Annotated in this window: 19 protein-coding genes; 8 read left to right on the top strand and 11 right to left on the bottom strand. The window is 74.4% G+C overall.

Translation table 11 applies throughout. The features are described 5' to 3' along the window. Nucleotides 1-6 precede the first annotated feature (6 nt). Both ACQZ2A_RS04080 and ACQZ2A_RS04085 read right to left on the bottom strand, forming a co-directional pair. Nucleotides 7-1,680, bottom strand: coding sequence for an FAD-binding dehydrogenase (locus tag ACQZ2A_RS04080; protein WP_430207395.1), 1,674 nt, complete (start codon nucleotides 1,678-1,680; stop codon nucleotides 7-9). A gap of 10 nt (nucleotides 1,681-1,690) precedes the next feature. Next, nucleotides 1,691-2,392, bottom strand: a complete 702-nt coding sequence (locus tag ACQZ2A_RS04085; protein WP_430207398.1) for an HAD family hydrolase — start codon at nucleotides 2,390-2,392, stop codon at nucleotides 1,691-1,693. Between the two features lie 68 nt (nucleotides 2,393-2,460). Between ACQZ2A_RS04085 and ACQZ2A_RS04090 the strand changes: the two genes are divergently transcribed. Both ACQZ2A_RS04090 and ACQZ2A_RS04095 read left to right on the top strand, forming a co-directional pair. Beyond that, nucleotides 2,461-4,602: a DUF998 domain-containing protein gene (locus ACQZ2A_RS04090; protein ID WP_430207400.1), complete on the top strand. Its 2,142-nt coding sequence runs from the start codon at nucleotides 2,461-2,463 to the stop codon at nucleotides 4,600-4,602. 245 nt (nucleotides 4,603-4,847) lie between these two features. Beyond that, entirely contained in the window at nucleotides 4,848-6,011 is a 1,164-nt protein-coding gene (locus ACQZ2A_RS04095; RefSeq protein ID WP_430207403.1) for a S1 family peptidase, read from the top strand. 64 nt (nucleotides 6,012-6,075) lie between these two features. On the opposite strand, the gene ACQZ2A_RS04100 is transcribed toward ACQZ2A_RS04095, so the two are convergent. The 5 genes from ACQZ2A_RS04100 to ACQZ2A_RS04120 form a co-directional block, all read right to left on the bottom strand. Next, a complete protein-coding gene (locus ACQZ2A_RS04100; RefSeq protein WP_430207405.1) occupies nucleotides 6,076-6,978 on the bottom strand; it encodes a sucrase ferredoxin in 903 nt (300 codons plus the stop codon). A 70-nt stretch (nucleotides 6,979-7,048) separates the two neighbouring features. Continuing rightward, on the bottom strand, nucleotides 7,049-8,320 hold the full coding sequence (locus ACQZ2A_RS04105) for a sugar ABC transporter permease (RefSeq protein WP_430207408.1): 1,272 nt from the start codon (nucleotides 8,318-8,320) through the stop codon (nucleotides 7,049-7,051). Continuing rightward, nucleotides 8,317-9,111, bottom strand: coding sequence for an ATP-binding cassette domain-containing protein (locus ACQZ2A_RS04110; RefSeq protein ID WP_430207410.1), 795 nt, complete (start codon nucleotides 9,109-9,111; stop codon nucleotides 8,317-8,319). The genes ACQZ2A_RS04105 and ACQZ2A_RS04110 overlap by 4 nt, the downstream gene beginning before the upstream one ends. Before the next feature lie 37 nt (nucleotides 9,112-9,148). Further along, on the bottom strand, nucleotides 9,149-10,240 hold the full coding sequence (locus ACQZ2A_RS04115; protein WP_430207413.1) for a sugar ABC transporter substrate-binding protein: 1,092 nt from the start codon (nucleotides 10,238-10,240) through the stop codon (nucleotides 9,149-9,151). Nucleotides 10,241-10,362: 122 nt separating this feature from the next. Continuing rightward, nucleotides 10,363-11,553 (bottom strand): ROK family transcriptional regulator, encoded by a 1,191-nt coding sequence (locus ACQZ2A_RS04120; protein WP_430207415.1) that lies wholly within the window; start codon nucleotides 11,551-11,553, stop codon nucleotides 10,363-10,365. Nucleotides 11,554-11,680: 127 nt separating this feature from the next. Here ACQZ2A_RS04120 and ACQZ2A_RS04125 point away from each other — a divergent pair, with 127 nt between their 5' ends. Further along, the gene (locus ACQZ2A_RS04125) at nucleotides 11,681-12,739 is read left to right on the top strand and encodes an SGNH/GDSL hydrolase family protein (protein ID WP_430207418.1); all 1,059 of its coding nucleotides are present in this window, start codon (nucleotides 11,681-11,683) and stop codon (nucleotides 12,737-12,739) included. Nucleotides 12,740-12,819: 80 nt separating this feature from the next. Here the strand turns inward: ACQZ2A_RS04125 and ACQZ2A_RS04130 are convergent, their stop codons facing one another. After that, nucleotides 12,820-13,773 carry a sugar-binding transcriptional regulator gene (locus ACQZ2A_RS04130; RefSeq protein ID WP_430207421.1) on the bottom strand — a complete coding sequence of 318 codons (954 nt, stop codon included), beginning with the start codon at nucleotides 13,771-13,773 and terminating at the stop codon, nucleotides 12,820-12,822. 83 nt (nucleotides 13,774-13,856) lie between these two features. Here ACQZ2A_RS04130 and xylB point away from each other — a divergent pair, with 83 nt between their 5' ends. Beyond that, nucleotides 13,857-15,278, top strand: a complete 1,422-nt coding sequence (xylB, locus tag ACQZ2A_RS04135) for a xylulokinase (RefSeq protein ID WP_430207424.1) — start codon at nucleotides 13,857-13,859, stop codon at nucleotides 15,276-15,278. Nucleotides 15,279-15,292: 14 nt separating this feature from the next. On the opposite strand, the gene ACQZ2A_RS04140 is transcribed toward xylB, so the two are convergent. After that, complete coding sequence (locus tag ACQZ2A_RS04140) at nucleotides 15,293-16,522, bottom strand: glucose-1-phosphate adenylyltransferase family protein (protein WP_430207427.1); 1,230 nt, start codon at nucleotides 16,520-16,522, stop codon at nucleotides 15,293-15,295. Nucleotides 16,523-16,581: 59 nt separating this feature from the next. On the opposite strand from ACQZ2A_RS04140, the gene ACQZ2A_RS04145 reads away from it, so the two are divergent. Beyond that, nucleotides 16,582-17,850, top strand: a complete 1,269-nt coding sequence (locus tag ACQZ2A_RS04145) for a saccharopine dehydrogenase family protein (protein WP_430207430.1) — start codon at nucleotides 16,582-16,584, stop codon at nucleotides 17,848-17,850. A gap of 20 nt (nucleotides 17,851-17,870) precedes the next feature. Here ACQZ2A_RS04145 and ACQZ2A_RS04150 read toward each other — a convergent pair whose 3' ends face one another. Further along, a complete protein-coding gene (locus ACQZ2A_RS04150; RefSeq protein WP_430207433.1) occupies nucleotides 17,871-19,028 on the bottom strand; it encodes a flavin-containing monooxygenase in 1,158 nt (385 codons plus the stop codon). A gap of 103 nt (nucleotides 19,029-19,131) precedes the next feature. Here ACQZ2A_RS04150 and ACQZ2A_RS04155 point away from each other — a divergent pair, with 103 nt between their 5' ends. From ACQZ2A_RS04155 to ACQZ2A_RS04165, 3 genes are all read left to right on the top strand, one after another. Next, nucleotides 19,132-19,563, top strand: coding sequence for a pyridoxamine 5'-phosphate oxidase family protein (locus ACQZ2A_RS04155; protein WP_430207434.1), 432 nt, complete (start codon nucleotides 19,132-19,134; stop codon nucleotides 19,561-19,563). A gap of 34 nt (nucleotides 19,564-19,597) precedes the next feature. Further along, the gene (locus ACQZ2A_RS04160; protein WP_430207436.1) at nucleotides 19,598-20,089 is read left to right on the top strand and encodes an N-acetyltransferase family protein; all 492 of its coding nucleotides are present in this window, start codon (nucleotides 19,598-19,600) and stop codon (nucleotides 20,087-20,089) included. A 206-nt stretch (nucleotides 20,090-20,295) separates the two neighbouring features. Next, nucleotides 20,296-20,757 carry a hypothetical protein gene (locus ACQZ2A_RS04165; RefSeq protein ID WP_430207439.1) on the top strand — a complete coding sequence of 154 codons (462 nt, stop codon included), beginning with the start codon at nucleotides 20,296-20,298 and terminating at the stop codon, nucleotides 20,755-20,757. 204 nt (nucleotides 20,758-20,961) lie between these two features. On the opposite strand, the gene ACQZ2A_RS04170 is transcribed toward ACQZ2A_RS04165, so the two are convergent. Continuing rightward, the gene (locus ACQZ2A_RS04170; RefSeq protein WP_430207538.1) at nucleotides 20,962-22,353 is read right to left on the bottom strand and encodes a DUF222 domain-containing protein; all 1,392 of its coding nucleotides are present in this window, start codon (nucleotides 22,351-22,353) and stop codon (nucleotides 20,962-20,964) included. Between the last annotated feature and the right edge of the window lie 35 nt (nucleotides 22,354-22,388).

Below are 22,388 nucleotides of genomic sequence, written 5' to 3' on the forward strand. Positions count from 1 at the left end.
GCCGCGTCAGAGGGCGCGGGCGATGGCGCGGCCGGCGGTGCGTCCGCTGAACAGGCAGCCGCCGACGAACGTCCCCTCCAGCGCGCGGTACCCGTGCACGCCACCGCCGCCGAAGCCCGCCACCTCGCCGGCGGCGTACAGCCCGGGCACCGGCGTGCCGACCGCGTCGAGGACCCGGCCGTCGAGGTCGGTGTGCAGGCCGCCGAGCGTCTTGCGGGACAGGACCCGCAGCCGGACGGCCACGAGCGGCCCGTGCTTCGGGTCGAGGATGCGGTGCAGCGGGAAGGCCCGCTTGGTGAGCCGGTCCCCGCGGTAGCGCCGCGCGACCCGGATGGCCGCCACCTGCGCGTCCTTGGTGAACCCGTTCTCCACCTGGCGGTCCCGCTCGACGACCTGCCGCTCGAGCCGGGCGGGGTCGATGGGGGTGCCGGGCTCGAGGGCGTTCATCCGCGCGACGAGCTCGCCGAGGGTGTCGGCGGTGATCCAGTCCTCGCCGTGGTCGAGGAAGGCCTGCACGGCGGGCGGCACCTTCGTGACGGGGCGCTTCAGCACGTCCCGGTACCGCTTCTCGGTGAGGTCGAGGTTCTGCTCGGAGCCCGACAGCGCGAACTCCTTGCCGACGAGCGAGCGGTTGAGGACGAACCACGAGTGGTCGGCACCGGTGTGCCGCAGGTGGTCCAGCGTGCCGAGGGTGTCGAAGCCGGGGAGGAACGGGCTGGGCAGCCGGTTGCCGTGGGCGTCGAACCACAGGGCGCTCGGGCCGGGCAGGATGCGGATGGCGTGCCCCGGCCAGACCGGGTCCCAGTTGCGCACGCCCTCGACGTAGTGCCACATCCGGTCGCGGTTGACGATGCTCCCGCCGGCCGCCTCGGTGATGGCGAGCATCCGGCCGTCGACGTACGCGGGGACGCCGGTCAGCAGGTGCTCGGGTGCCGCGCCGAGGCGCTCGGGCCAGTTGGCGCGCACCAGCTCGTGGTTGCCGCCGATGCCACCCGAGCTGACCAGCACCGCCTGCGCGCCGTACTCGAACTCGCCGACCACCTCTCGGCTGCTCTCGACACCCCGCGGCGAGTCATCCTCCGCGAGAACCGAACCGCGCACGCCGGAGGCGACGCCGCTCGACATCACGATGGCGTCGACGCGGTGCCGTGGACGGTAGAAGACGCGACCGCCGGCGAGGTGCTCGCGCAGCCGCCGCTCGAAGGGCGCCACCACACCGGTGCCGGTACCCCACGGGATGTGGAACCGGGGGACCGAGTTGCCGTGCCCGCCGCTGGTGCCGTCGCCGCGCTCGGCCCAGCCGACGACGGGGAAGAACGAGACGCCCTGCGCGCGAAGCCAGTCGCGCTTCTCGCCGGCAGCCCACTCGACGTACGAACGGGCCCACTCGCGTCCCCAGTGGTCGGGCCCGGGGGAGCCGTCGGGGGTGGTCAGCCGGTCCCAGCCGGCCGTCCCCTGCCAGTCCTGCCAGGCCAGGTCGGCGGAGTCGCGGATGCCCATCCGGCGCTGCTCGGGGCTGTCGACGAGGAACAGCCCGCCGAAGCTCCACCACGCCTGGCCGCCGAGGTTGGCCTCGGACTCCTGGTCCAGCAGCACCACGGAACGGCCCGCGTCGGCGAGCTCGCACGCAGCGACGAGACCGGCGAGCCCGGCTCCCACGACGACGACGTCGGCATCCACGCTCGGAACCCTATGCGCCGTGACCCACGATGCGACAGGTCCCGTCCGCGGCCTCGACACGCAGCGCGGACAGGTCGCGCACGACGAGGTGCGCCTCGGGCTCGAGCTCGGCGCGCTCCATCGTGTTCGTCACGGCCACGAGCCCACCGCACCCCGCGGCCCGCGCCGCCTGCAGCCCGGCGACGGCGTCCTCGACGACGAGGCAGTCGGCCGGGTCCACCCCGAGCCGCTCGGCGCCGAGGAGCCACGGGTCGGGGAAGGGCTTGCCGCGCTCGACGTCGGAGGCGGTGACGACGACCGGCGGGTGCGGCAGCCGGGTCGCGGTGAGCCGCGCCTCGGCGAGGTCGTCGGTCGAGCTCGTGACGATGGCGGTCGGCACGCCGGCGTCCGCGAGCGCCCGCAGCAGCTCGGCGGCCCCCGGGAGGACGACGATGCCCTCGACGTCGTTGCGCTCGATCTCGCGGATGCGCGCGAAGGCCTCGACGCGGCGCTCCTCCGGCAGCAGCCCGGCGATGAGGTTCTCGGCGGTCACCCCGTGGAAGCCGACCAGGCGCTGCGGGTCCACGCCGTACTCCTCGCACCAGCGCAACCAGGACCGGGTCACCGCGCCGATCGAGTCGATGAGGGTGCCGTCCATGTCGAACAGGACGGCCGCGAAGGAGCGGCGCAGGGCATCCGGCAGCGGGTCGGACGAGGTGACGGGCTCCGGCATGACGTCACCCTATGCGCGATCCCGGGGACCGCCGGTGGGCGCCCGGAGCACCGACCTAGGGTGGAGGCATGCCCCGGCCCGCCGGACACCTGCGTACCGCCGTCGCCAGCGCGACGGTCGCGTCCGTCGCGCTCGTGGGCGGCTGGACGTGGGCCGCCGGGCTCGTGGGTGGCGGTTTCGACCCCACCGCCGAGTCGATCAGCGCGCTCGCCTCGCTCGAGACCCCGCACCGCTGGGTGATGACGACCGCGCTCGTCGTCACCGGGGTGGCGCACCTGGTCAGCGCGTGGGCCCTCGGCGCGGCCCGGCCCACGGGTCGCATCGCGCTGGCCGCCGGCGGGGCGGCCACCCTCCTCGTCGCGCTGCTCCCCCTGCCCTCGCGCACCGGGTCCTCGGCAGCGCACACCGCCGTCGCGACGCTGTCCTTCGGGCTGCTCGCGCTCTGGCCGCTCCTCGCCGCCCGGCGGGACGGGCCGGCGGTCCTGGATCGCCGGGTCGCGTTCCCGGCGGGCGCCGTCCTCGTCCTCGCCGTGGCCTCGCTCACCGTCGACACCGGGGGCGGCGTCTTCGGGCTGCACGAGCGGGTGGTCGCCGTCCTCACCGTGCTGTGGCCGCTCGTGACGGCGGTCGGCGTCTGGTGGGCGGCGGGGCACCGCCTCGGGTCCCACCGGTTGCGCCACGCGCTCGGCGTCGTCCTGCTCACGGCGGCCTGCGCCGGCGCCGGGGTCGCGGCGACCTCCCTCGTGCCGGCCACCGCCGAGACCCGCAACTACCAGGCCAGCGTCTCGCTCGCCGGTGACCCACGGCTGTCGGGCGAGCTGCTGGCCGAGACGACCTTCGGCGACGTGCGGGTCTCCTTCACCGGGCTCGCGCCGGGGGTGCGCGTCGTGCCGCAGGTGCGGGCGAACATCACCGACGCCCTGTCCCGGCCCGGTGTCAGCCTGGCCAGCCTGCGCCCGGGCCCCGAGGAGCTGGACTCGGCGATCCGCGACACCGCCGTCGACGTCCTCTCCCGCTTCGCCCTCGGGGCGCTGCTGCCCGGGCTGGCCGTCCTCGTCACGTGGTCGGCCGCACGGCGCCGCCGCCCGCCGCGCGCCCTCGTCGTCGCGACCGTGGTCGGCTGGACGGTCGCCACCGCCGGCACGACGGCCGCGCTCTACACGACCTACCAGCCGAGCCGGCAGGGCACCTTCACCGCGACCGAGGTGCTCGGCACCCTCCAGCGCAACCAGGGCCTGCTCGGCGACGTCGAGACCCGCGCCGCCCAGGTGACGCCGTACCTGCGCAACCTCCTCGCGCTCTCGACCGCGCTGCAGCAGAAGTACGCCGCCGGCTCGCTCGAGGCCGACCCCGCACTGCGCGTCCTGCTCGTCAGCGACATCCACGGCGGCAACCAGTACCCGCTGATGCGCACCGTGGTCGAGGAGGAGAGCATCGACGTCGTCGTCGACACCGGCGACCTGGTGAACTTCGGGACCGTCGCCGAGGGCGAGGCGGCCGGGATCTTCGAGGGCATCGGCTCGCTCGGCGTGCCGTACGTCTTCACCCGCGGCAACCACGACGCCACCTCCGCCACCGACGCCGCCGTCCTGCGCCGGATGTCGCGCGTCCCCAACGTCGTCCTGCTGCAGCCACCGACCGGGGGGTACCAGGAGGCGAGCATCGGCGGCGTCACCATCTCGGGCTTCAACGACCCGCGCTGGTTCGGCGACTCCGGGACCGGGTCGCGGCTCAAGCAGCTCCCCGCCCGGACGGCCTTCGAGGAGGCCTTCACCGGCCGCAAGGCGACGGACATCGTCGTCAGCCACGAGCCCTGGGCGGTCCAGGGCCTGTCCGGTGGGGTGCTCCTCAACGGGCACATGCACTCCAGCGACCTCGAGGGCAACCGCATCCAGGTGGGCACCTTCACCGGGGGCGGGCCCTTCACCCACTTCACCGCGGACGCGCCCGGCGAGGAGCTCGTCGGCCAGCCGTCGTCCTTCGACGTGCTGACCTTCGGCACCGACTGCCGGCTCTCGTCGCTGACGCGGTACCGGTTCCGCGACGTCATCGAGGGCCGGCCGGCCTACGACGACGTGTCGATCACCAACGGCGACCGGATCGACACGCGCCAGGCCGACCCCGGACGCACCTGCGAGGCGGGCGCGCCGCTGGCCCTCGAGACCGTCCCGGACGCCGCCGCCACCCCACCTCCGGCCGACGGCGGATAGTTACGCCGAGAGCGGAATCGTGGGTAAAGAGTGCCCACAGGACACCCCCGAGGGTGGTCACGAGGAACCCAGCGTCGGTCGAGGATCCGTTATGGGTTCGGTCAAAACGGCTGTCCCGGTTTGCGATCGGCGTCACGGCCTGCGGAGGTGGTGGTGGGCCGCCGGCGGGTGGCCCCGGTGCCGCCACCCCCGGCGCCGCGCCGCCGGACCCCCTCGGTCCGGCGACCCCCACGAAGGAGTCCCCGATGAAGCACCGCGTCCTGGCCGTCGGCGTCGTCACGAGCGCCGTCGTCGCCGCCGCATCCGTGAGCGCCTGGGCCGCCCCGAGCGCCGCCCCCCTCCCGACCCCCGACGACGTCGTGGCCGGCTTCGTCGCCCAGCGCGACGGCGTCAGCACCGAGCAGGCCCGCCAGTCCCTCGAGCGCAAGGCCGACCGGCAGCGCACCTACGAGTCCCTCGACCGCCGCGGTGTCGCCACCGACGGCGCCTACTTCGACGGCGAGCGGCTCGTGGTGCTCGTGGACTCCCCCGCCGCCGCGCGCTCCGTGCAGGCCGAGGGCCTCGTCGCCCGCCAGGGCCGGGGGCAGAGCGACCTCGACGCCATCGCGCGCACCGCGCAGGCCGCGGCGAAGGGCTCGAGCGAGCTGGTGTCCCTCACCCCCGACCTCGCCGGCCAGACCGTCGTCGCCGAGGTCGCCCCCGACGCCCCCGCCTCGCTGCGGTCGGCGCTCGCCCGCGTCGCCGGCGTCACCGTCGAGGAGGGCGCGCCGCTCACCACGCAGGCCGACGTCGTGCCGGGTCGCATCATGGACCTCTCGCCGGGCACGAACTGCAGCCTCGGCTTCCCCGGCACCACCTCCAGCGGCAACAACGTGCTGCTGACCGCGGGCCACTGCGTCGAGGGGCTCCCGGACATCCTCGACGCCAACGGAACCCACATCGGCAAGGGCGTCAGCAGCCGGTTCGTCACCGGTGCGGCGAGCGTCGACATGGGCCTCATGGACATCGACGCCGAGGACGTCGGCCGCCCCTACGTCGACACCCGCGGCGGCCTCTCCGGCAACGTCCCCGTGTACGGCGCCAGCAAGAACCCCGTCGGCTCCGACATCTGCAAGGCCGGCAACACGACCGGCTGGACCTGCGGCCAGGTGCAGGCCTACAACGTCACCGTCAACTACCAGGGCGGCACCTCGGTGAGCGGCCTGGCCCGGGCCACGGTCTGCACCGAGGGCGGTGACTCCGGTGGCGCGTACATCGGCACGAACAACTACGCGCAGGGCATGACCTCCGGCGGCCCGGTCGGCGTCGAGTGCGGCTTCAACGCCGGCTACGGCGCGGGCAGCTACAGCTTCTACCAGCCGGTCGTCGACGCGGCCTCGTACTACGGCGTGACGGTCGCGACCTCCTGACCGACCGCCTCGTCCGACCGACGGCCCGTCCCCACCGCGGGGGCGGGCCGTCGTCGTCGGTCGCTCAGTCGGAGGGGAGGATGCGCGCGCGGTGCACGACGGCCGGCTTCGGGCCGGCGCCGCAGCTGAGGGCGAAGTCCGTGACCGTCTCGGCCGTGACCTCGACGAGCACCCGGTCGGGCACCGGCCCGGACCCCAGCACCTCGACCCGCGTCGGCCCGCCGGCGGGGTCGGCGTCGACCCGCCCGGGCACGGCGTCGTCGAGGCCCGCCGGCCCGTGCTCCGCGAGCACCGTGGCCAGCGCCGACTGCACCGCCGGTTCCCACCGCGTGACCCCCCGCAGGTGCCGGGCCGTGGCACGACCGGCCAGGTGGCCCCGCACGAGGTCGACGACGTGGTCGGCGTCCAGGTACCCGTAGCAGGCGCCGTCGGGGAGGCTCAGCATCGTCCCCGCGAAGCGGTGGCCGCCGAGGTGGGTGCACTCCCAGACCTCCTCGGGCCACTCGCGGGCGAGGGTGGCCGCGATCGGCCGGCCGCGCACCGCGCAGCAGGCGTCGCGCGTGCCCTGCGTGCAGACGAGGAGCATCGGCTCGGCGTCGGTGTCGCTGGCGCTCAACGCGGTCCCCAGCGAGCGGGCGGCGGCCACGACGTCCTCGGCGGTGCGCCACGTGCCGCGCACCCACGTGCCGCGGACGGTGTCGACGGCGAACCACTGGCGCGCACCGGGTTCGGAGCCGCGGCGGCCCTGGCGCCGCACGAGCAGCACCCGCCCGCCGAAGGACGCGCACGTGGACTCGATCTCCGCGCCCACCCGACCGAGGAAGGGCGGGGTCTCGAGGGGCGCCTTGGACCACGGGCCGGGGTGCTCGACGAGCAGCCACCGGCTGGCCACGGGGGCGCTGCCGGCGAGGGGTTCGCCGCGGTCGCGCGCGGCGGCCGAGCAGCGGGACAGGTCGGTCAGGGCCATCCGGCGATGCTACGTGGACACGGCGGACCCCCGGGGCGCAGGCCCCGGGGGTCCGGCCGGACGGCCGAGGTCAGGCCCGGCCGTGGGCCGCGCGGCTGCGGCGGCTCAGGCTGTCGATGACGACGGCGAGGAGGAGGACCGCACCGGTGACGACGTAGCGCACGTCCGCCGAGACCGAGAGCAGGGCCAGCCCGTTGCTGATCGAGTAGATGACGAGGATGCCGAGCAGCGCCGAGTACGCCGAGCCACGACCACCGAAGAGCGAGGTGCCGCCGATGACCGCCGCCGCGATGGCGTTCAGGTTGGTGTCGGCGCCACCGCTGCTCTGGTTGGCCGAGGCCAGCCGCGCCGCACCGAGGATGCCGCCGAGCGCCGCGAACGTCGAGCAGAGGACGAAGACACTGAGGTAGACGCGCTTGACCTTGATGCCGGCCCGCCGCGCCGCCTCGACGTTGCCGCCGATGGCCAGCACCGAGCGGCCCCACGTCGTGCGCCGGATCGCGAGGTCCATGACGACGACGAGGACGAGGAAGAGCACGACCATGTAGGACATGCCCCGGTCACGCTGGAGCAGGTAGGTGATGACGACCAGCGCCACCGCGAGCAGACCCGCCCGGACGGCCAGCGCCGTGACCGGGGTGGCCGACAGGCCGGCGCCGGTCCGCCGCTGGTTGGTGCGCAGCCGCGCCAGCAGGTAGAGCAGCGGCACGGCGACGGCCAGCGTGTAGGCCAGCCAGTGCGGCAGGAACTTCTGCGAGGCGAACTGCACGAGGGAGGACTCGAACGGCAGGTTGACCGTGCCGTCCTTGCCGAGCGTGCGGATCTGCAGCCCCAGGAGCACGAGCAGGCCGGCCAGGGTGATGACGAAGCTGGGCACGCCGAACCGGTTGAACAACAACCCGTAGACGAGCCCGACGACCGCGCCCGCCGCCAGCGCGGCGACCACCGCCACCCAGACGCTCATCCCCTGGTTGACGAACAGCACGACGAGCACCGCGCCGGACAGGCCGTACATCGAGCCGATCGACAAATCGATCTCGCCGAGCAGGAGGACGAGCACCACGCCGATGGCGAGGATGCCGATCGGCACCATCTGGAGGGTGAGGTTGACGAGGTTGCGGCTGCTGATGAACGCCGGGTTCAGGGCGTAGAAGACCGCCCAGATGATGACGAGGCCGACGACGACCGGCAGCGAGCCGAGGTCGCCGGAGCGGATGCGCGTCCAGGTCGCGGAGGCCCAGCCGCCGACGCCCTGGGAGGCGATGAGCCGCTCGTCCTGGAGGTCGGCCGGGATCGCCGCGGCGGCGGTGGGGTCGGCGGGGGGCGGGGTCTGCGTGCTCACGACTGCTCCTCCTGCGGGGCCCGGCGGGCGGCTCGCGCGGTGACGGCGTTGGTCGTCGCGCCGGTGATGGCCGCGATGATCTCCTGGCTGTTGGTGTCGGCGACCCGGAAGTCGCCGTTGTTGCGCCCGAGCCGCAGGACGGCGACGCGGTCGGCGACGGCCATGACGTCGCTCATGTTGTGGCTGATGAGGATGACCCCGAGTCCCTTCTCGCGCAGCCGTTCCACGAGGTTGAGGACCTCGGCGGTCTGGGCCACGCCGAGGGCGGCGGTCGGCTCGTCGAGCATGACGACCTTCGGCGCGCCCAGCAGGGACCGGGCGATGGCCACCGTCTGGCGCTGGCCGCCGGAGAGGCTGGCGACCGGGATGCGCACGCTCGGGATCTTCGCGCTCAGCTCGCGCAGCAGCCGCCAGGACTCCTGCTCCATCGTCACCTCGTCGAGGGCGCCGCTGCGCTTGACCTCGCTGCCGAGGAAGAGGTTGCCCACGACGTCGAGGTTGTCGCAGAGCGCGAGGTCCTGGAAGACGGTGGCGATGCCGAGGGCCTGGGCCTGGGCGGGGGTGGTGATGTCGACCTTCTGGCCGTCGAAGGTGACGTCGCCGGAGTCGGGGGTGTAGACGCCGGCGATCGCCTTGACGAGCGTGGACTTGCCCGCGCCGTTGTCACCGACGAGGGCCACCACCTCCCCGGCACCGACGTGGAACTCGATGTCCTTGAGCGCCTGGACTGCTCCGAAGCGCTTCGACACACCGGTCATCGAGAGCACGGGGGCCGGGGTGGTGGTGGTCACGGTCGGCTCACTCCTTCGTGAGGGATGGGGCGGAGGGTCAGCTGATGCCGAGCTCGGTGCACTTGGCCGCGTACTCGGCGGTGCAGACGTCGCTGGCCTTGTAGAAGCCGTCGGCGATGACCGTGTCCTTGATGTTGTCCTTGGTGACGACGACCGGGTCGAGGAGGGTCGAGGGGACGCCCTCCTTGTCGGCGGAGGAGGCAGGCTTCTGCTTGTTGGCCAGGGCGATCGCGTTCTTCGCGGCGTCCTCGGCCTGCGGCTTGATGGCCTTGTAGATGGTCAGCGCCTGGTCGCCGGCGATGATCCGCTGGATCGCGGCCAGCTCGGCGTCCTGGCCGGTGACCGGCGGGAGCGGGTTGACGCCGCCACCCTTGAGGGCGGCGATGGCGCCACCGGCGGTGCCGTCGTTGGCCGCGTAGACGCCGACGAGGTTGCCCTTGACGGTGCCGACCTGGCCCTCCATCCACGCCTGGGCCTTGTCCGGGCTCCAGTCGGGGGTGTCGTACTCGGCCTTCACGGTGTAGCCGCTGCTGTCGAGGACGCTGTGCGCGCCCTTCTTGAAGTCGGCCGCGTTGGCGTCGGTGGGCGAGCCGTTGATCATCACGATGTCGCCGCTCGTCTTGCCGGCGGCCTTCATCGCGGTGACCAGGCCGGTGCCCTGGAGCTCGCCGACCTTCTGGTTGTCGAAGGAGACGTAGTAGTCCGAGCCGGCGACGAAGCGGTCGTAGGCGATGACGGGGACGCCCTGGGACTTGGCGTTCTGGACGATGGTCGCGGCCGACTTGCCGTCGACGGCGTCGAGGACGAGGACGTTCACGCCCTGCGTGATGGCGGCCTCGGCCTGCTGCTGCTGCTTGGCGGCGTCCTGCTCGGCGTTGCTGTAGACGACCTCGCAGTCCGCGCAGGCGGCCTTGACGGCGGCCTCGAACATCGGGCGGTCGAACGCCTCGTAGCGGGCGGTCTTGTTCTCGGGGAGGAGGAGGGCGATCTTCTTCGCGCCGCCGGAGCCGGAACCGGAGTCCGAGCTCGAGCCGCCGCCGCTGCCGCCGTCACCGCAGGCCGCGAGGCCGGCCACGGTGAGGCCGAGCGCCAGGGTGGCACCGGCGAATCGGGTGAGTCGAGGGGTCATGTGTCTCTCCTGTGCCTGACGTCCGCAGCCTCTCTGGTGCGGTCCTGACGGATTCAACTCGCTTCAGGCCTTGACGTCAAGGCTTGAATACAACGTGGTCGGGACACGATTCGGTCACGGCCTCACCCGACGGCCAGGGCGGCCCGGTCGGCGTCCTCGCGCAGCTGGTCGGCGACGGCCAGCGCGCCCCGCACGTCGGCCTCCTCCGGCGCGAGCTCGCCGACCCGCACGTCCACCGACGCGGCGGCGCTGGGAATGGCACAGCGCTCGATGGCCTCGCGCATCGGCCCGAGGACGACCTCCCCCACCCGCGCCACCTGACCGCCGAGGGCGACGACCTCGGGGTTGAGCAGGTTGACGACGCCGGCGAGCGCGACACCGAGGTGGCGGCCGGAGTCCTCGAGCACGCGGCGGCAGCCGGGGTCGCCGTCGAGCGCGCGGTTGATGACGTCGCGCAGGGTCAGCGAGCCGTGCGTGGGGAGCAGCGCGGCGAGCACCGCCCGGGCCCCGACGAAGGTGTCGAGGCAGCCCCGGTTGCCGCACCGGCACACCGGTCCGTTCTCGTCGATGGTGACGTGCCCGATCTCGCCCGCCGTCCCCGCGCTCCCCCGGAAGAGCTCGCCCCCGATGATCAGCCCGGCGCCGACGCCGTACGACACCTTGAGGAACACACCGGTCGAGATGCCCTGCAGCGCACCGAGCTTGAACTCACCGACGGCAGCCAGGTTCGAGGTGTTGTCGAGCAGCACCGGCACGCCGAGGGCGTCCTGCATCGCCTGACCGACGGCGACGCCCCGCCATCCGGGGAGCACGCCCTCGGAGCCGACCTCACCGGACACGGTGTCGATGGGTGCGGGCAGGCCCACGACGAGCGCGCGGATGTCGGCGGCCGTGTGACCGGCCCCCTCGGCGAGCTCCTGGAGCAGGCGGGCGGCGCGCGTCATCCCCTCGTCGGCCGCGTGGTCGGCGGGCAGCGGCATCCGCTTCTGGCTCACGATGTCGGCCGGACCGGTGGCCACCGCGACCCGGATGTCGCGGTCACCGAACACGGCCGCACCGACCAGCCCGCTCGAGGTCGCGACCGAGACCTGGGTGGCCCGGCGCCCGTTGCGGATGCTCGGGCGCAGCTGCACGGCGCCCGCGACGTCGAGCTCGCGCACGAGGGTGGAGACCGACGCGGCGGACAGGCCGGTCACCCCGGCGATCTCGACCTGGGTCAGCGCACCGTGCTCGCGGACGGCGTCGAGGACCCGCAGGCGGTTCCTCTCGCGCAGGGAGGCCTGCGAGCCCGGCGCTGGACCCGTTGGATTCACGGCCCAAAGATAAGCGACGCGGCGCCCCGGCGGAAGAACCCGCGCGAACCGCTCGCCGCGCGGACTGTGCGAGACCGTCCTAGCGTGAACGGCACCCACCCCCCGACCACACCCTGGAGGATCACCCATGTCCCGACGACGTGCCATGGCCGCCGCCGCCCTCGGATCGACCGTCGCGCTCGCGCTGAGCGCCCTGCCCGCGCACGCGGCCGGCCCGACCTACGTCGCCCTGGGCGACAGCTACTCCTCCGGAACCGGGACCCGGGACTACATCGCCGACGGCACCTCGTGCCTGCGCTCCGCGTACGCCTACCCCTCGCTCATCGCGGCGGCCCGTGGGTACTCCCTGACCTTCCGCGCCTGCTCCGGCGCGACCGTCGCCGACGTCACGAACAGCCAGCTCCCCGCGCTGTCGGCCTCCACCTCCTACGTCTCGATCTCCATCGGAGGCAACGACGCCGGGTTCGCCGACGTCCTCACCGAGTGCGCCCAGCCGGGGTGGATGAGCGACTGCAACGGCGCGGTCGACGGCGCGCAGGCCTTCGTCAACGGCACCCTGCCCAGCCGGCTGTCCTCGCTGTACTCGAGCATCCGGGCCAAGGCGCCGAACGCCAAGGTCACCGTGGTCGGCTACCCCCGGATCTTTAACGGCGAGGACTGCAACGCCCTCACCTGGTTCTCGCCGGAGGAGGAGGCGCGTCTCAACGCGATGGCCGACCTCGTCAACTCGGTGACCTCGCAGCGGGCCTCGGCCGCCGGCTTCTCCTTCGCCAACCCGACCTCGCGCTTCGTCGGCCACGCCGTGTGCGACTCCCCGGAGTGGATCAACGGCCTGTCCAACCCGATCGAGGAGTCCTACCACCCGAAGAAGGAGGGCCACGCGAACGGCTACACCCCGACCGTCAGCCCGCTGCTGACCGGGGCGACCGTGCGCACCACCAGCGCGCTGCTGCGCGAGGCGGCCGGCTCCGAGGAGCGGCTCGCCGCCACCCAGCGCCGCTACGCCGAGCTCGACCGCGGCATCACCCCCGAGCGCGTGCTCACCCCCGACCTGCACAGCCCGCAGGCCCTCGCCGCGGCGCGGCGGGCAGGGGTCGACGTCGACGACCGGGCGAGCGTGGACCGCGCCGACCGCATCTGGTCGCAGCGCCAGGCCGCGGAGCACCGGGCGGCCGCCACCCGCTGACGCCCCGACCGACCCGTCGAAGGTACAGAACACGCCGTGTGCGCCTGGGCGCGGACGGCGTGTTCTGTCCTTTCGACGGGTCAGGCGCCGGCGCGGCGGGCCAGGGCGGTCGCCAGCGAGCGGTCGGTGACCAGCGCCGTCGCCCACCCGCCCCGCAGGAACGCGTGCACCGCCGACGCCTTGGGCGCCCCCGTGGCCAGCGCCACCCGCTCCGGGATGCGCCGCAGCTGCTCGGCGTCGATCGTCACCATCCGGTCGACGAGCTCGGGGTGGACGGCCCGGCCATCGGCGTCGACGAAGACGCCGAGCGCCTCGCCGACCGCCCCGGCGCGGGTGACGTCGGCGCGCACGGCATCGTCGACCGCGTCGTGGATGGTCGAGTGGCCGGGCACCCAGGCGCCGATGCTCAGGACGGCCACGGTGACCCGCCCGGCCTCGGCCATCGCGGCGGCGACGGCGGGCTGGCGGCGCAGGGCGGCCGCACTGGCGGCGTCGTCGAGGATGAAGGGCGCGTAGAAGACACTGGCGTCGTGGCCGCTGAGCGCGGCCGCGGCCCGCACCATGTCGACCGGGCTGTGCTCGCCCGGGATGACCATCGAGCCGCTCAGCTGGACGACCGGCACGGGCGGCAGCGCGGGCAGCGCCTCGAGCAGGGCACTGACGGTGCGGGCCCACGGCAGGCCGAGCACGTCGTCCGGGCCGAGGACGTCGAGCAGGACGTCGGCGCCGGCCGACCCCACGTGGGTGCGCAGGCGCGGGGCGTCGTCCGGGCAGTCGACGACCACGCAGCGACGCAGCCCGAACGCCTCGCGCAGGCGCCGGGACAGCTCGGCATCCACCCCGCCGCGGTCGACCACCTCGATGCGCACGATGCCCGCCGCGCGCGCGGCCTCGAGCAGCCGGGCCACCTTGAAGCGGCTGACGCCCATGGCGGCGGCGATCTCGACCTTGCTCTCGCCCGCGAGGTAGTACCGGCGGGCGGCCTCGCCGGCCTGCACCGCGTCGGTGGCACGGAGGGGTTCGGTCTCGCTCACGGGCCGGGCCTGCACAGTCTCACGTGAGCGGATTATCGTTCACCTGAGCCCGCAGCGACAACGCCGCCCCCGAAAGGCCCCGGATGACCGACCGCCCGCTCGTCGCCGGCGTCGACACCTCGACGCAGTCCTGCAAGGTCGCCGTGTGCGACGCCGAGACCGGGGAGGTGGTCCGGCTCGGTCGCGGCGCCCATCCCGACGCCACCGAGGTCGACCCCGCCCACTGGTGGCGGGCCTGGGAGGAGGCGACCGCCGGCGGCCTGCTCGACGGCGTCGGCGCCCTCGCGGTCGGCGGCCAGCAGCACGGGATGGTCCTGCTCGACGACGCCGACGAGGTGGTCCGTCCCGCGCTCCTGTGGAACGACACCCGCTCCGCCGGCACGGCCCGCGACCTCGTCGAGGAGCTGGGCGGCGCCGCCGCCTGGGCCGAGGCGGTCGGCATCGTGCCCCTGGCGGCCATCACCGCCGCGAAGGTCCGGTGGGTACGCGACCACGAGCCGGAGGCGATGGGGCGCGCGGCCCGCGTGGTCCTCCCCCACGACTGGCTGACCGGCCGGATCCTCTCTGCCGGAGGCGGGTTCGAGGAGTGGACCACCGACGCCGGCGACGCCTCGGGCACCGGGTACTTCTCGGCGGCGACGCGCGAGTACCGCCCCGACCTGCTGCGGATGGCCGCCGGCCGCGACCTCGCCGTGCCGCGGGTCGCCGGCCCGGCCGAGGTCGTCGGTCGCACCCGCGACGGGTTGGCCGTCGCACCGGGGACCGGCGACAACATGGGGGCCGCGCTCGGTCTGGGGCTGGGGCGGGGGGACGTCGTCGTCTCGCTCGGCACCAGCGGGACCGCGTTCGCGCGTCACGACCGCCCGACCGCCGACGCCCGCGGCTTCGTCCAGTCCTTCGCCGACGCCGAGGACGCCTTCCTCCCCCTCGTCTGCACCCTCAACGCGGCGCGGGTGCTCACCTCGGGCGCCGCGATGCTCGGCGTCGACCTCGCCGGGCTCGACCGGCTGGCCCTGGCCGCCGACCCGGGCGCCGGTGGCCTGACCCTGCTCCCCTTCCTCGACGGCGAGCGGACCCCCAACCTGCCGACCGCCACCGGTGCGCTGCACGGGATCACGCGCTCGAACGCGACACCCGAGAACCTCGCGCGCGCGGTGGTCGAGGGGATGCTGCTCGGGCTGGCGAGCGCCGTCGACGCGGTGCGCGACGCCGGCTGCCCCGTCGACCGGGTGCTGCTCATCGGTGGTGCGGCCGCCTCGACGGCCGTGCGCACGATCGCGCCCGACCTCTTCGGCGCGCCCGTCGCCGTGCCGGCGCCGGGCGAGTACGTCGCGGTCGGCGCGGCTCGCCAGGCGGCGTGGGCGGCATCCGGCGCCGAGGCCGCGCCGGACTGGCCGGTCGCCGTCGAGACCACCGTCGAGCCGTCCGCCGCCGAGCAGGGCCGTGAGGCGCGCGAGCGCTACGCGGCCGTGCTCGCTGCCGTGCACCCGGGCGCCCAGGGCTGAGGCAGCGCGAGGGGTCAGGCGGTCGCGCCGGGCTCCATCCGCGCACCGGGGTCGAGCTCGGCGCCGGCGGCCACTGATGCGTCGCGCCCCAGCAGCGTCACGTGGGAGTCGGCGAGCCGGGTCGCGGTGGGCAGGCGGCCGACCCGCGCGCCGCGGCCGACGACGACGCGCTCGTCGAGGACGGCCGTGGCCACGCGGGCGTCCCGGCGCACGAGGCCGTCCTCCATGAGCACCGAGTCCTCGACGACGGCCCCGGCCTCGACGACCACGCCGGGCCCGATGACGCTGCGGTGCACCGTCCCCCGCACGTCGCAGCCCGGCGCGAGCCAGGAGTCCTCGACCACCGCACCGGATGCGACCACGGCCGGGCGCCGCTCGGGCCAGCGCGTGAGCAGGGGCACGGGCGGGTCGGTCATCAGCCCCACCCGGCCGGCGACGAGGTCGCGGTGGGCGGCGAGGTAGGCGGCCGGGGTGCCGCAGTCGGCCCAGTAGCCGGGCAGCGGGACGGCCCGGACGTCGGCGCGCTCGACGAGGCCGGGCAGGAGGTGCTCGCTGAAGTCGCCGAGGTCGTCGGCGTCACCGTCGCGGACGGCCACGTCGCGGCGCAGGGCGCCGAGGGCGTCGACGAGGACCTCACGCCGGTAGACGAACACCTCGGCGGCGATCGTCGTGGCGGACGGGTCGTCCGGCTTCTCCTCCACCCGCCGCACCGCGCCGCCGCGGCCGGTGACGACGACGGTCTTCTCGCGGGCCCGCGTGCGCGTGACCTCGGTGGTCAGCAGCGTGGCGTCGGCGCCCGAGGCCAGGTGCTCGTCGATGACCGGTCGCAGGTCGACGCCCAGCACCTGGTCGGCGCTCGTGACGACGACGACGTCGGACCCGAAGGAGTCGATCGCGTCGACGTACTGGTGCAGGTCGTCGGCGTTGCCCTCGGCGAAGCCCTCCTGCGTCGGTGAGCCGCCGCCCTCCTCGGGCACCAGCCACCGGAGGCCGCCGCGCGTGCGGTCGAGGTCCCAGGGGCGACCGCCGGCGACGTGGCCGTGCAGGCTGCCGGCGCGGTACTGCACGGAGAGCCAGACGTCGGTGACGCCGCTCCCCGCGAGGGTCGAGAGGGCGAAGTCGACGAGGCGGTAGGACCCGCCGAACGGGAGGGCCGGCTTGGCCCGCTCCCGCGTCAGCACGTCCATCCGGGACCCGGCCCCGCCTGCCTGCACCACACCGAGCACCCGCGTCGTCGCCCTCATCCACCCACTCTGCCCGACGCACCGGCTCGACGGGACGGGCGACCCCCTACGGTGGGGCGATGACCAGCCGCGAGCTCGACATCGTCCTCTTCGGCGCCACGGGGTTCGTCGGGCGGCTGACCGCGCGGCACCTCGCCGAGAACGCGCCGGCCGGGCTGCGCATCGGCCTCGCCGGGCGCTCGCTCGACCGCCTCGAGGCGGTCCGGGGGTCGCTCGGGGAGGCAGGCGCGGACTGGCCGCTGGTCGTGCTCGACGCGCTCGACCCCGCTGCCGTCGCCGACCTCGCGGCCCGGGCCCGGGTCGTGGTCACCACGGTCGGCCCGTACGCGAAGTTCGGTGTGCCGCTGGCCGCCGCGTGCGCCGAGGCCGGCACTCACTACTGCGACCTCACGGGCGAGGTGCTCTTCGTGCACCGCAGCGTCGGCGCCAACCACGAGCCGGCGATGCTGTCCGGCGCGCGCATCGTGCACGCCTGCGGCTTCGACTCCATCCCGAGCGACCTCGGCGTGATGCTCTGCGCCGACGCCGCGCGGGCCGACGGCGCCGAGCTGGGCGCCACCCGGCTGGCCGTCCGCAGCATGAAGGGCGGCTTCAGCGGCGGGACCATCGACTCGGCGCGCACCCAGGCCCTCGAGATGCGCGAGGACCCCGCGACGCGGCGCATCGCCGGCGACCCGTGGGCCCTGGCCGAGGGCGGTCGGCCGCCGCGCCCGGCCGGGTCCGGTCGGACGCGACGCGGAGGTGTCGGCGGGGCGCTCGACCGGGTGGTCAAGGCCTCGCCGGTGCGCCGCGACCCGGACAACGCCCACTTCACCGGGCCCTTCGTCATGGCGGCGTTCAACACCCGCGTCGTGGCGCGGTCGGCCTCGCTGCTCGGGTACGGCGACGGGTTCCGCTACACCGAGTACTCCGACTACGGGTCCGGCCCGCGCGGCGCGGTGACGGCCGGGGTCGTCTCGGCCGGGCTGTTGGCCGGGCTCGCCGGGATGGCCTTCGCGCCCACCCGCGCCGTTCTCGACCGCGTCCTGCCCGCGCCCGGCGAAGGGCCCAGCGACGAGGCGATGGCCGCCGGCCGGTTCCGGATGGAGGTCACCGCCGAGGCGACGAACGGCGCGCGCTACCGGGCCACGGTCGCCGCGCCCTACGACCCCGGCTACTCGGGCACGGCCGTGATGCTCGGCCAGTCCGCGCTGGCCCTCGCGGAGGGCGACGTCGGGCTGCCCGACGCTGCGGGGGTGCTGACCCCGGCCAGCGCACTGGGGATGCCGCTGGTGCACCGGCTGCGGGCGCACGGCTTCACCCTCGACGTCACCCGCCTGCCCGACTGACCGCCCGGGTCGCACCGTCGTCAGGTGGTCCGGGTGACCGCACGGGCGATCTTCTCGGCGTCGATGGCCAGCTCGCGGAGCATCCCGGAGATCGGGTTGGTGAAGCCGGTGAACCACAGGCCGGGGGCGCCCGCTGCCGGCTCGGCCCCGTGCGTCGTCGGCAGCCCGCGCTCGCCGAGGACCCCGAGGTGCCCGACGAGCGGCTCGAGCCCGGCCCGGTAGCCGGTGGCGACGACCACGGCGTCGGGGGTCAGCCGGGTGCCGTCGGAGAGGACGACGTCGGCGCCGTCCATCGCCTCGACGGCGGCGACCGGCTCGACCCGTCCGGACCGGATCGCCCCGACGACCCCGACGTCCTGCACGGGGATGCGCCCCTCGAGCACGCGGGAGTACAGGTCGCGGCCGGCGCGGGGCATCCCGTGCTCGGTGAGGTCGGGCTCCTGGACGGCCGCCAGCACGCCCGCGACGCGGTCGACGACCTTCGGCGGGAGGCGGCGGACGGCGATGCCGGTCGCCTGCGCCGGGACGCCGAAACGCGTGCGGGACAGGATGTGCGGCGGTGTGCGGACGGCGAGCCAGACGCGGGTGGCGCCCTGCTCCGCGAGGTCGGTGGCGATCTCGGTGCCCGTGTTGCCGGTGCCGACGACGAGGACGTCGCGCCCGGCCCAGGGCCGGCCGCTGCGGTAGTCGCGGGCGAGGACTAGCTCGCCGGTGAAACCGTCCAGGCCCGGCCAGGTCGGCTCGACCGGGGTGTGGTTGTAGCCGGTGGCGATCACGACGTGACGGGCGCGAACGTCGGTGCCGTCGGCGAGGTGGACCACCCAGCGCGCGCCGCGGTCCGTGGCGTCGAGCCGCTCCACGCGCGTCACGGCCGTGCCGAGCCGGAGCCGGACGCGGTGGTGGCGCGCGTACTCCTCGAGGTAGCGCACGACGTCGGCGCGGGCGACCCAGCGGCCGAACCGGCGGGGGATGCGGTAGCCCGGCAGGTGCGACCAACCGCGGGGGGTGTGCAGGTGCAGGCGGTCGTAGTGGTTGCGCCACGACTCCCCCACCTGCTCGGCGCGGTCCACGACGAGGGCCTGGACCCCGCGGTCGCGGAGGGCGGCGGCGACGGCCAGCCCGCCCGGGCCGGCGCCCACGACGACGACCTCCTCGGTGCGGCCTCCGGAGTCCTCCACGCTCCGGAGGCTACCCCGGTGTGACCCACGTCCGGTGGGCCTACGGCACATCCATCCACTACTCTGTGTAGTAGAAAGTCCGTTGCACCTCGAGGAGGCCTCGATGTCCGAGTCACCCGTCAGCACCCTCACCCGCGAGGACTCGTGGGCCATGTTGCGCGACAACGAGTTCGGTCGGCTCGCCTTCCACCTGGCGGACGAGGTGCACATCACCCCCATCAACTACGCCGTCGACGCGCAGGGCCGCATCGTCGTGCGGACCGCTGAGGGCAGCAAGCTGCTCGGGCTGACGATGAACGCCGACGTCGCCTTCGAGGTCGACGAGATCGACGAGCACGAGGCCCGCAGCGTGGTCGTGCGCGGGCGGGCACGCACCCTCGACGGGCACGAGGCGGACGAGACCGAGGAGCTTCCGCTGCGGCCCTGGGTCGACACCGTCAAGCTCAACGTGGTGGCGATCAGCGTCGACGAGCTGACCGGGCGCCGCTTCTCGCTCACCCGGCCGTGGCGGCACATACGACCGGAAAAGGCCTGAGCGGCGGCCCGACCCGCGCCCTATCCTCGGCGAGGTGATCGTCCGTCCCTTCGCCGATGCCGACCTGCCCGCCTTCCTGCCGGTGTTCCACGCCGTGGTCGACGACGGCGAGACGTACGCGTACCCCGAGGGACTGGGCGCCGAGGAGGTGCGGGCCCTCTGGGTCGAGGCGGCTCCCGGGGTGACGGTCGTGGCCGTCGACGAGGCGAGCGGGGAGCTGCTCGGCTCGGCGAAGACCGGCCCGAACCGGCCGGGGCGCGGCGCCCACGTCGCGACGGCGTCGTTCATGGTGGCCGAGGCCGCCCGTGGACGTGGGGTGGGTCGGGCGCTCGGCGAGTGGGTCCTCGAGCGCGCACGGTCCGACGGCTACGCGGCGATGCAGTTCAACGCGGTCGTCGAGACCAACACGGCGGCCGTGGGCCTGTGGCGATCGCTCGGGTTCAAGGTGATCGGGACCGTCCCCGAGGCCTTCGACTCGCGCCGGCACGGCCGGGTCGGGCTGCACGTCATGCACCGCCACCTCTGACGCGGCCCTCCCGCTCGGCATGGGCGTGCGGTCCCGATCGGAGATGCGCACGCACGGAGAACGCCACCCACACGCCGGGAGCGATCGGTGCACTCGGGCCGAGATGCCCTTGAGATCGTCGGGGTCGGAGAACGCCCTCCGATCAGCGTGCCGAACTGCGGTGCCCCTCGACGGAGCGACATCGCCGCCGCCTGCGTCGGATGCCCATGAGCATGCGTTCGTCCGTCGCGGTGGCCCTCGGCACGGCCCTCGCTGCGGCCACCGTGACCGCGTGCAGCAACGACCAGGACCCCCTGCCGCACCCTCAGGTGACCGCATCCGGTTCGACGGTGCGGCTCGTTGGTGAGGCAGAGGCAGACCTCCTCCTCTACGTGAGCAACCAGTCGTTCGAGGACGGCGATGTCGATCTGGAGCTCAGGGTGGACGGCGTCACGGTGGTCGACGGTGAGTTCCACGTGAAGGGGCAGCACACCTGGATCCGCTTCCCCTTGGCTCTCCAGCCCGGGAGCCACCGGCTCACCGCGGAGTCCGACACCGGAGCAACGTTGACGGAGTCCTTCGAGGTGCCAGGGGACGAACCGCGCTACGCGGTCGTCAACTACTGGACGGAGGACGACCAGCCAGAGCTCACATGGGACTTCCAGCGGGAGCCGGTGGGCTTCGGCTGAGAACGTCGTGCATCCGCCTCATCGCACCGACAGGACCGTGAGCACCGCGGCATGAGCGACGCATCCGTACGGTCACGGGATGACGCAGAATTTGGCGCGTGACGCGGATGTATCCGCGTCATAGGTCGGGTTTCCGCGTCGTCACCGTGACGACGCGGATGTTCGCCTTCATCGGCATGAGTGATGGTTCCGTTGCGCTACCGATCAGGCAGCGGGGGTGTCGTGCCAGTCCTCGTCGAGGGGGAGCTCGTCCCACCACTGGTCGAGGTCGTCGTGGTGCCCGGTGTCGGGTGCGGGGCTGGTGCTCGGTCGGGGTGGTGGGAGGGCGGCGAGGGCGCGGTCGTAGGAGCCGTGGGTGAGGTCCCAGATGACGTACCGGCCGCGCTCGTCCGGTTGGTCTCGGACGGTGGCCCAGAGTCGGCGGCGGTGGACGGTGGTGTGGTGGCGCTGGCAGAGCAGGGCGCCGTTGGTGACGTCGGTGGGTCCGCCGTCGGCCCAGTGCTGGACGTGGTGGGCGCGGGTCCAGGCGGCGGGGGCGGTGCAGCCGGGGTAGGTGCAGCGCCGGTCGCGCAGCCAGAGGTGGTGGCGCTGCGGGGTCGTGAACCGGCGCACGGCCGCGCCGAGGGCCAGGGGTGCCCCGGTGAGGTCGAGCAGGTGCGGGACGAGCGTGGCATCGCAGGCCAGGCGCCGCACGGTCTCGGGTGCCAGCAGGGTGCCGCCGGCGGTGGAGGCCAGGACCTGTCCGGCGCCGGTGGTGGGCTGGAGGTCGGTCAGGGTCATCGTGAGGTGCAGCGTGGCCGGCGACCCGGCCTTGGTCCCGGCCGCGACGCCACTGGCGGTCGAGCAGACCTCGGTGAGGGCTTCGACGCGGCGCTGCCCGGCCGGGCGCAGGTCCTTCTCGCCGGTCTCCTCATTGGGGCGGGGCGCGGACAGTGGCCCGATCGCTGCCTCGAGGGTGGCGGCCTGCTCCGGGGTCATCCACAGCTGGTACTCCGTCAGGTCCCCGGACTCCACGTGCGGCATCGAGAGCCGGGCCGAGGACTCCAACCGGGCCTGCAGGTCGTCCAGGGCGCCATGGTGGCCGTGCTGCGCGATGAGGGCCGGGCGCAGCCTGCGCATCGTGGACGTCCCGTGCTCGGCCGCGAGCTCGACCAGGCCGGTGGCCACGGTCGGGAGGGCCTGGTCCTGGAGCAGCGGCGTCAGGCGGGTGACCTCCCGCAGCACCGTGCACCCGGTGCCGGCCTCCAGGGCGCCCTCGCGCACCGCGTCCCAGACGATCCCGAGCGGGCTGTCCTCGTCCGGGCCCGCACCGTCACCGGGCAGGGCCGACCCGGCCGCCGCGACGTCGACGGCGATCCGCGCCACCGACGCCGCGCCGCCCTGCCGCAGCGACGGCGAGTGCTGCCGCAGCCACGCCGCCACCTCGGACCCGGCCACCTCACCCCGCCGGGCCGCCTCCACCGCCACCGCGACGCGCGCCGCCGAGGCCAACGCCGCCAACCGGTCGGCCACCGCGAGCAGCTCACCCAGCTCCGCCCCCGACGCCGCGGACAGCACGTCCGAGAACCCGGCCAACGCGTCCCCGGCAGCCTCCATCACGGAGCGACGCTCCGCGAGTTCGACTGTCCCCG

It is taken from the genome of Phycicoccus avicenniae (genome assembly GCF_050496545.1).
In the GTDB taxonomy this organism is placed as follows: Bacteria; Actinomycetota; Actinomycetes; order Actinomycetales; family Dermatophilaceae; genus Phycicoccus; species Phycicoccus avicenniae_A.

What these genes read in the sequence shown, in the direction of transcription:
- ACQZ2A_RS04085 (WP_430207398.1), bottom strand. Translation starts at nt 2,392, where the DNA reads ATGCCGGAGCCCGTCACCTCGTCCGACCCGCTGCCGGATGCCCTGCGC.
- ACQZ2A_RS04090 (WP_430207400.1), top strand. Translation starts at nt 2,461, where the DNA reads ATGCCCCGGCCCGCCGGACACCTGCGTACCGCCGTCGCCAGCGCGACG.
- ACQZ2A_RS04095 (WP_430207403.1), top strand. Translation starts at nt 4,848, where the DNA reads ATGAAGCACCGCGTCCTGGCCGTCGGCGTCGTCACGAGCGCCGTCGTC.
- ACQZ2A_RS04100 (WP_430207405.1), bottom strand. Translation starts at nt 6,978, where the DNA reads ATGGCCCTGACCGACCTGTCCCGCTGCTCGGCCGCCGCGCGCGACCGC.
- ACQZ2A_RS04115 (WP_430207413.1), bottom strand. Translation starts at nt 10,240, where the DNA reads ATGACCCCTCGACTCACCCGATTCGCCGGTGCCACCCTGGCGCTCGGC.
- ACQZ2A_RS04125 (WP_430207418.1), top strand. Translation starts at nt 11,681, where the DNA reads ATGTCCCGACGACGTGCCATGGCCGCCGCCGCCCTCGGATCGACCGTC.
- xylB (WP_430207424.1), top strand. Translation starts at nt 13,857, where the DNA reads ATGACCGACCGCCCGCTCGTCGCCGGCGTCGACACCTCGACGCAGTCC.
- ACQZ2A_RS04140 (WP_430207427.1), bottom strand. Translation starts at nt 16,522, where the DNA reads ATGAGGGCGACGACGCGGGTGCTCGGTGTGGTGCAGGCAGGCGGGGCC.
- ACQZ2A_RS04145 (WP_430207430.1), top strand. Translation starts at nt 16,582, where the DNA reads ATGACCAGCCGCGAGCTCGACATCGTCCTCTTCGGCGCCACGGGGTTC.
- ACQZ2A_RS04155 (WP_430207434.1), top strand. Translation starts at nt 19,132, where the DNA reads ATGTCCGAGTCACCCGTCAGCACCCTCACCCGCGAGGACTCGTGGGCC.
- ACQZ2A_RS04165 (WP_430207439.1), top strand. Translation starts at nt 20,296, where the DNA reads ATGAGCATGCGTTCGTCCGTCGCGGTGGCCCTCGGCACGGCCCTCGCT.
- ACQZ2A_RS04170 (WP_430207538.1), bottom strand. Translation starts at nt 22,353, where the DNA reads ATGGAGGCTGCCGGGGACGCGTTGGCCGGGTTCTCGGACGTGCTGTCC.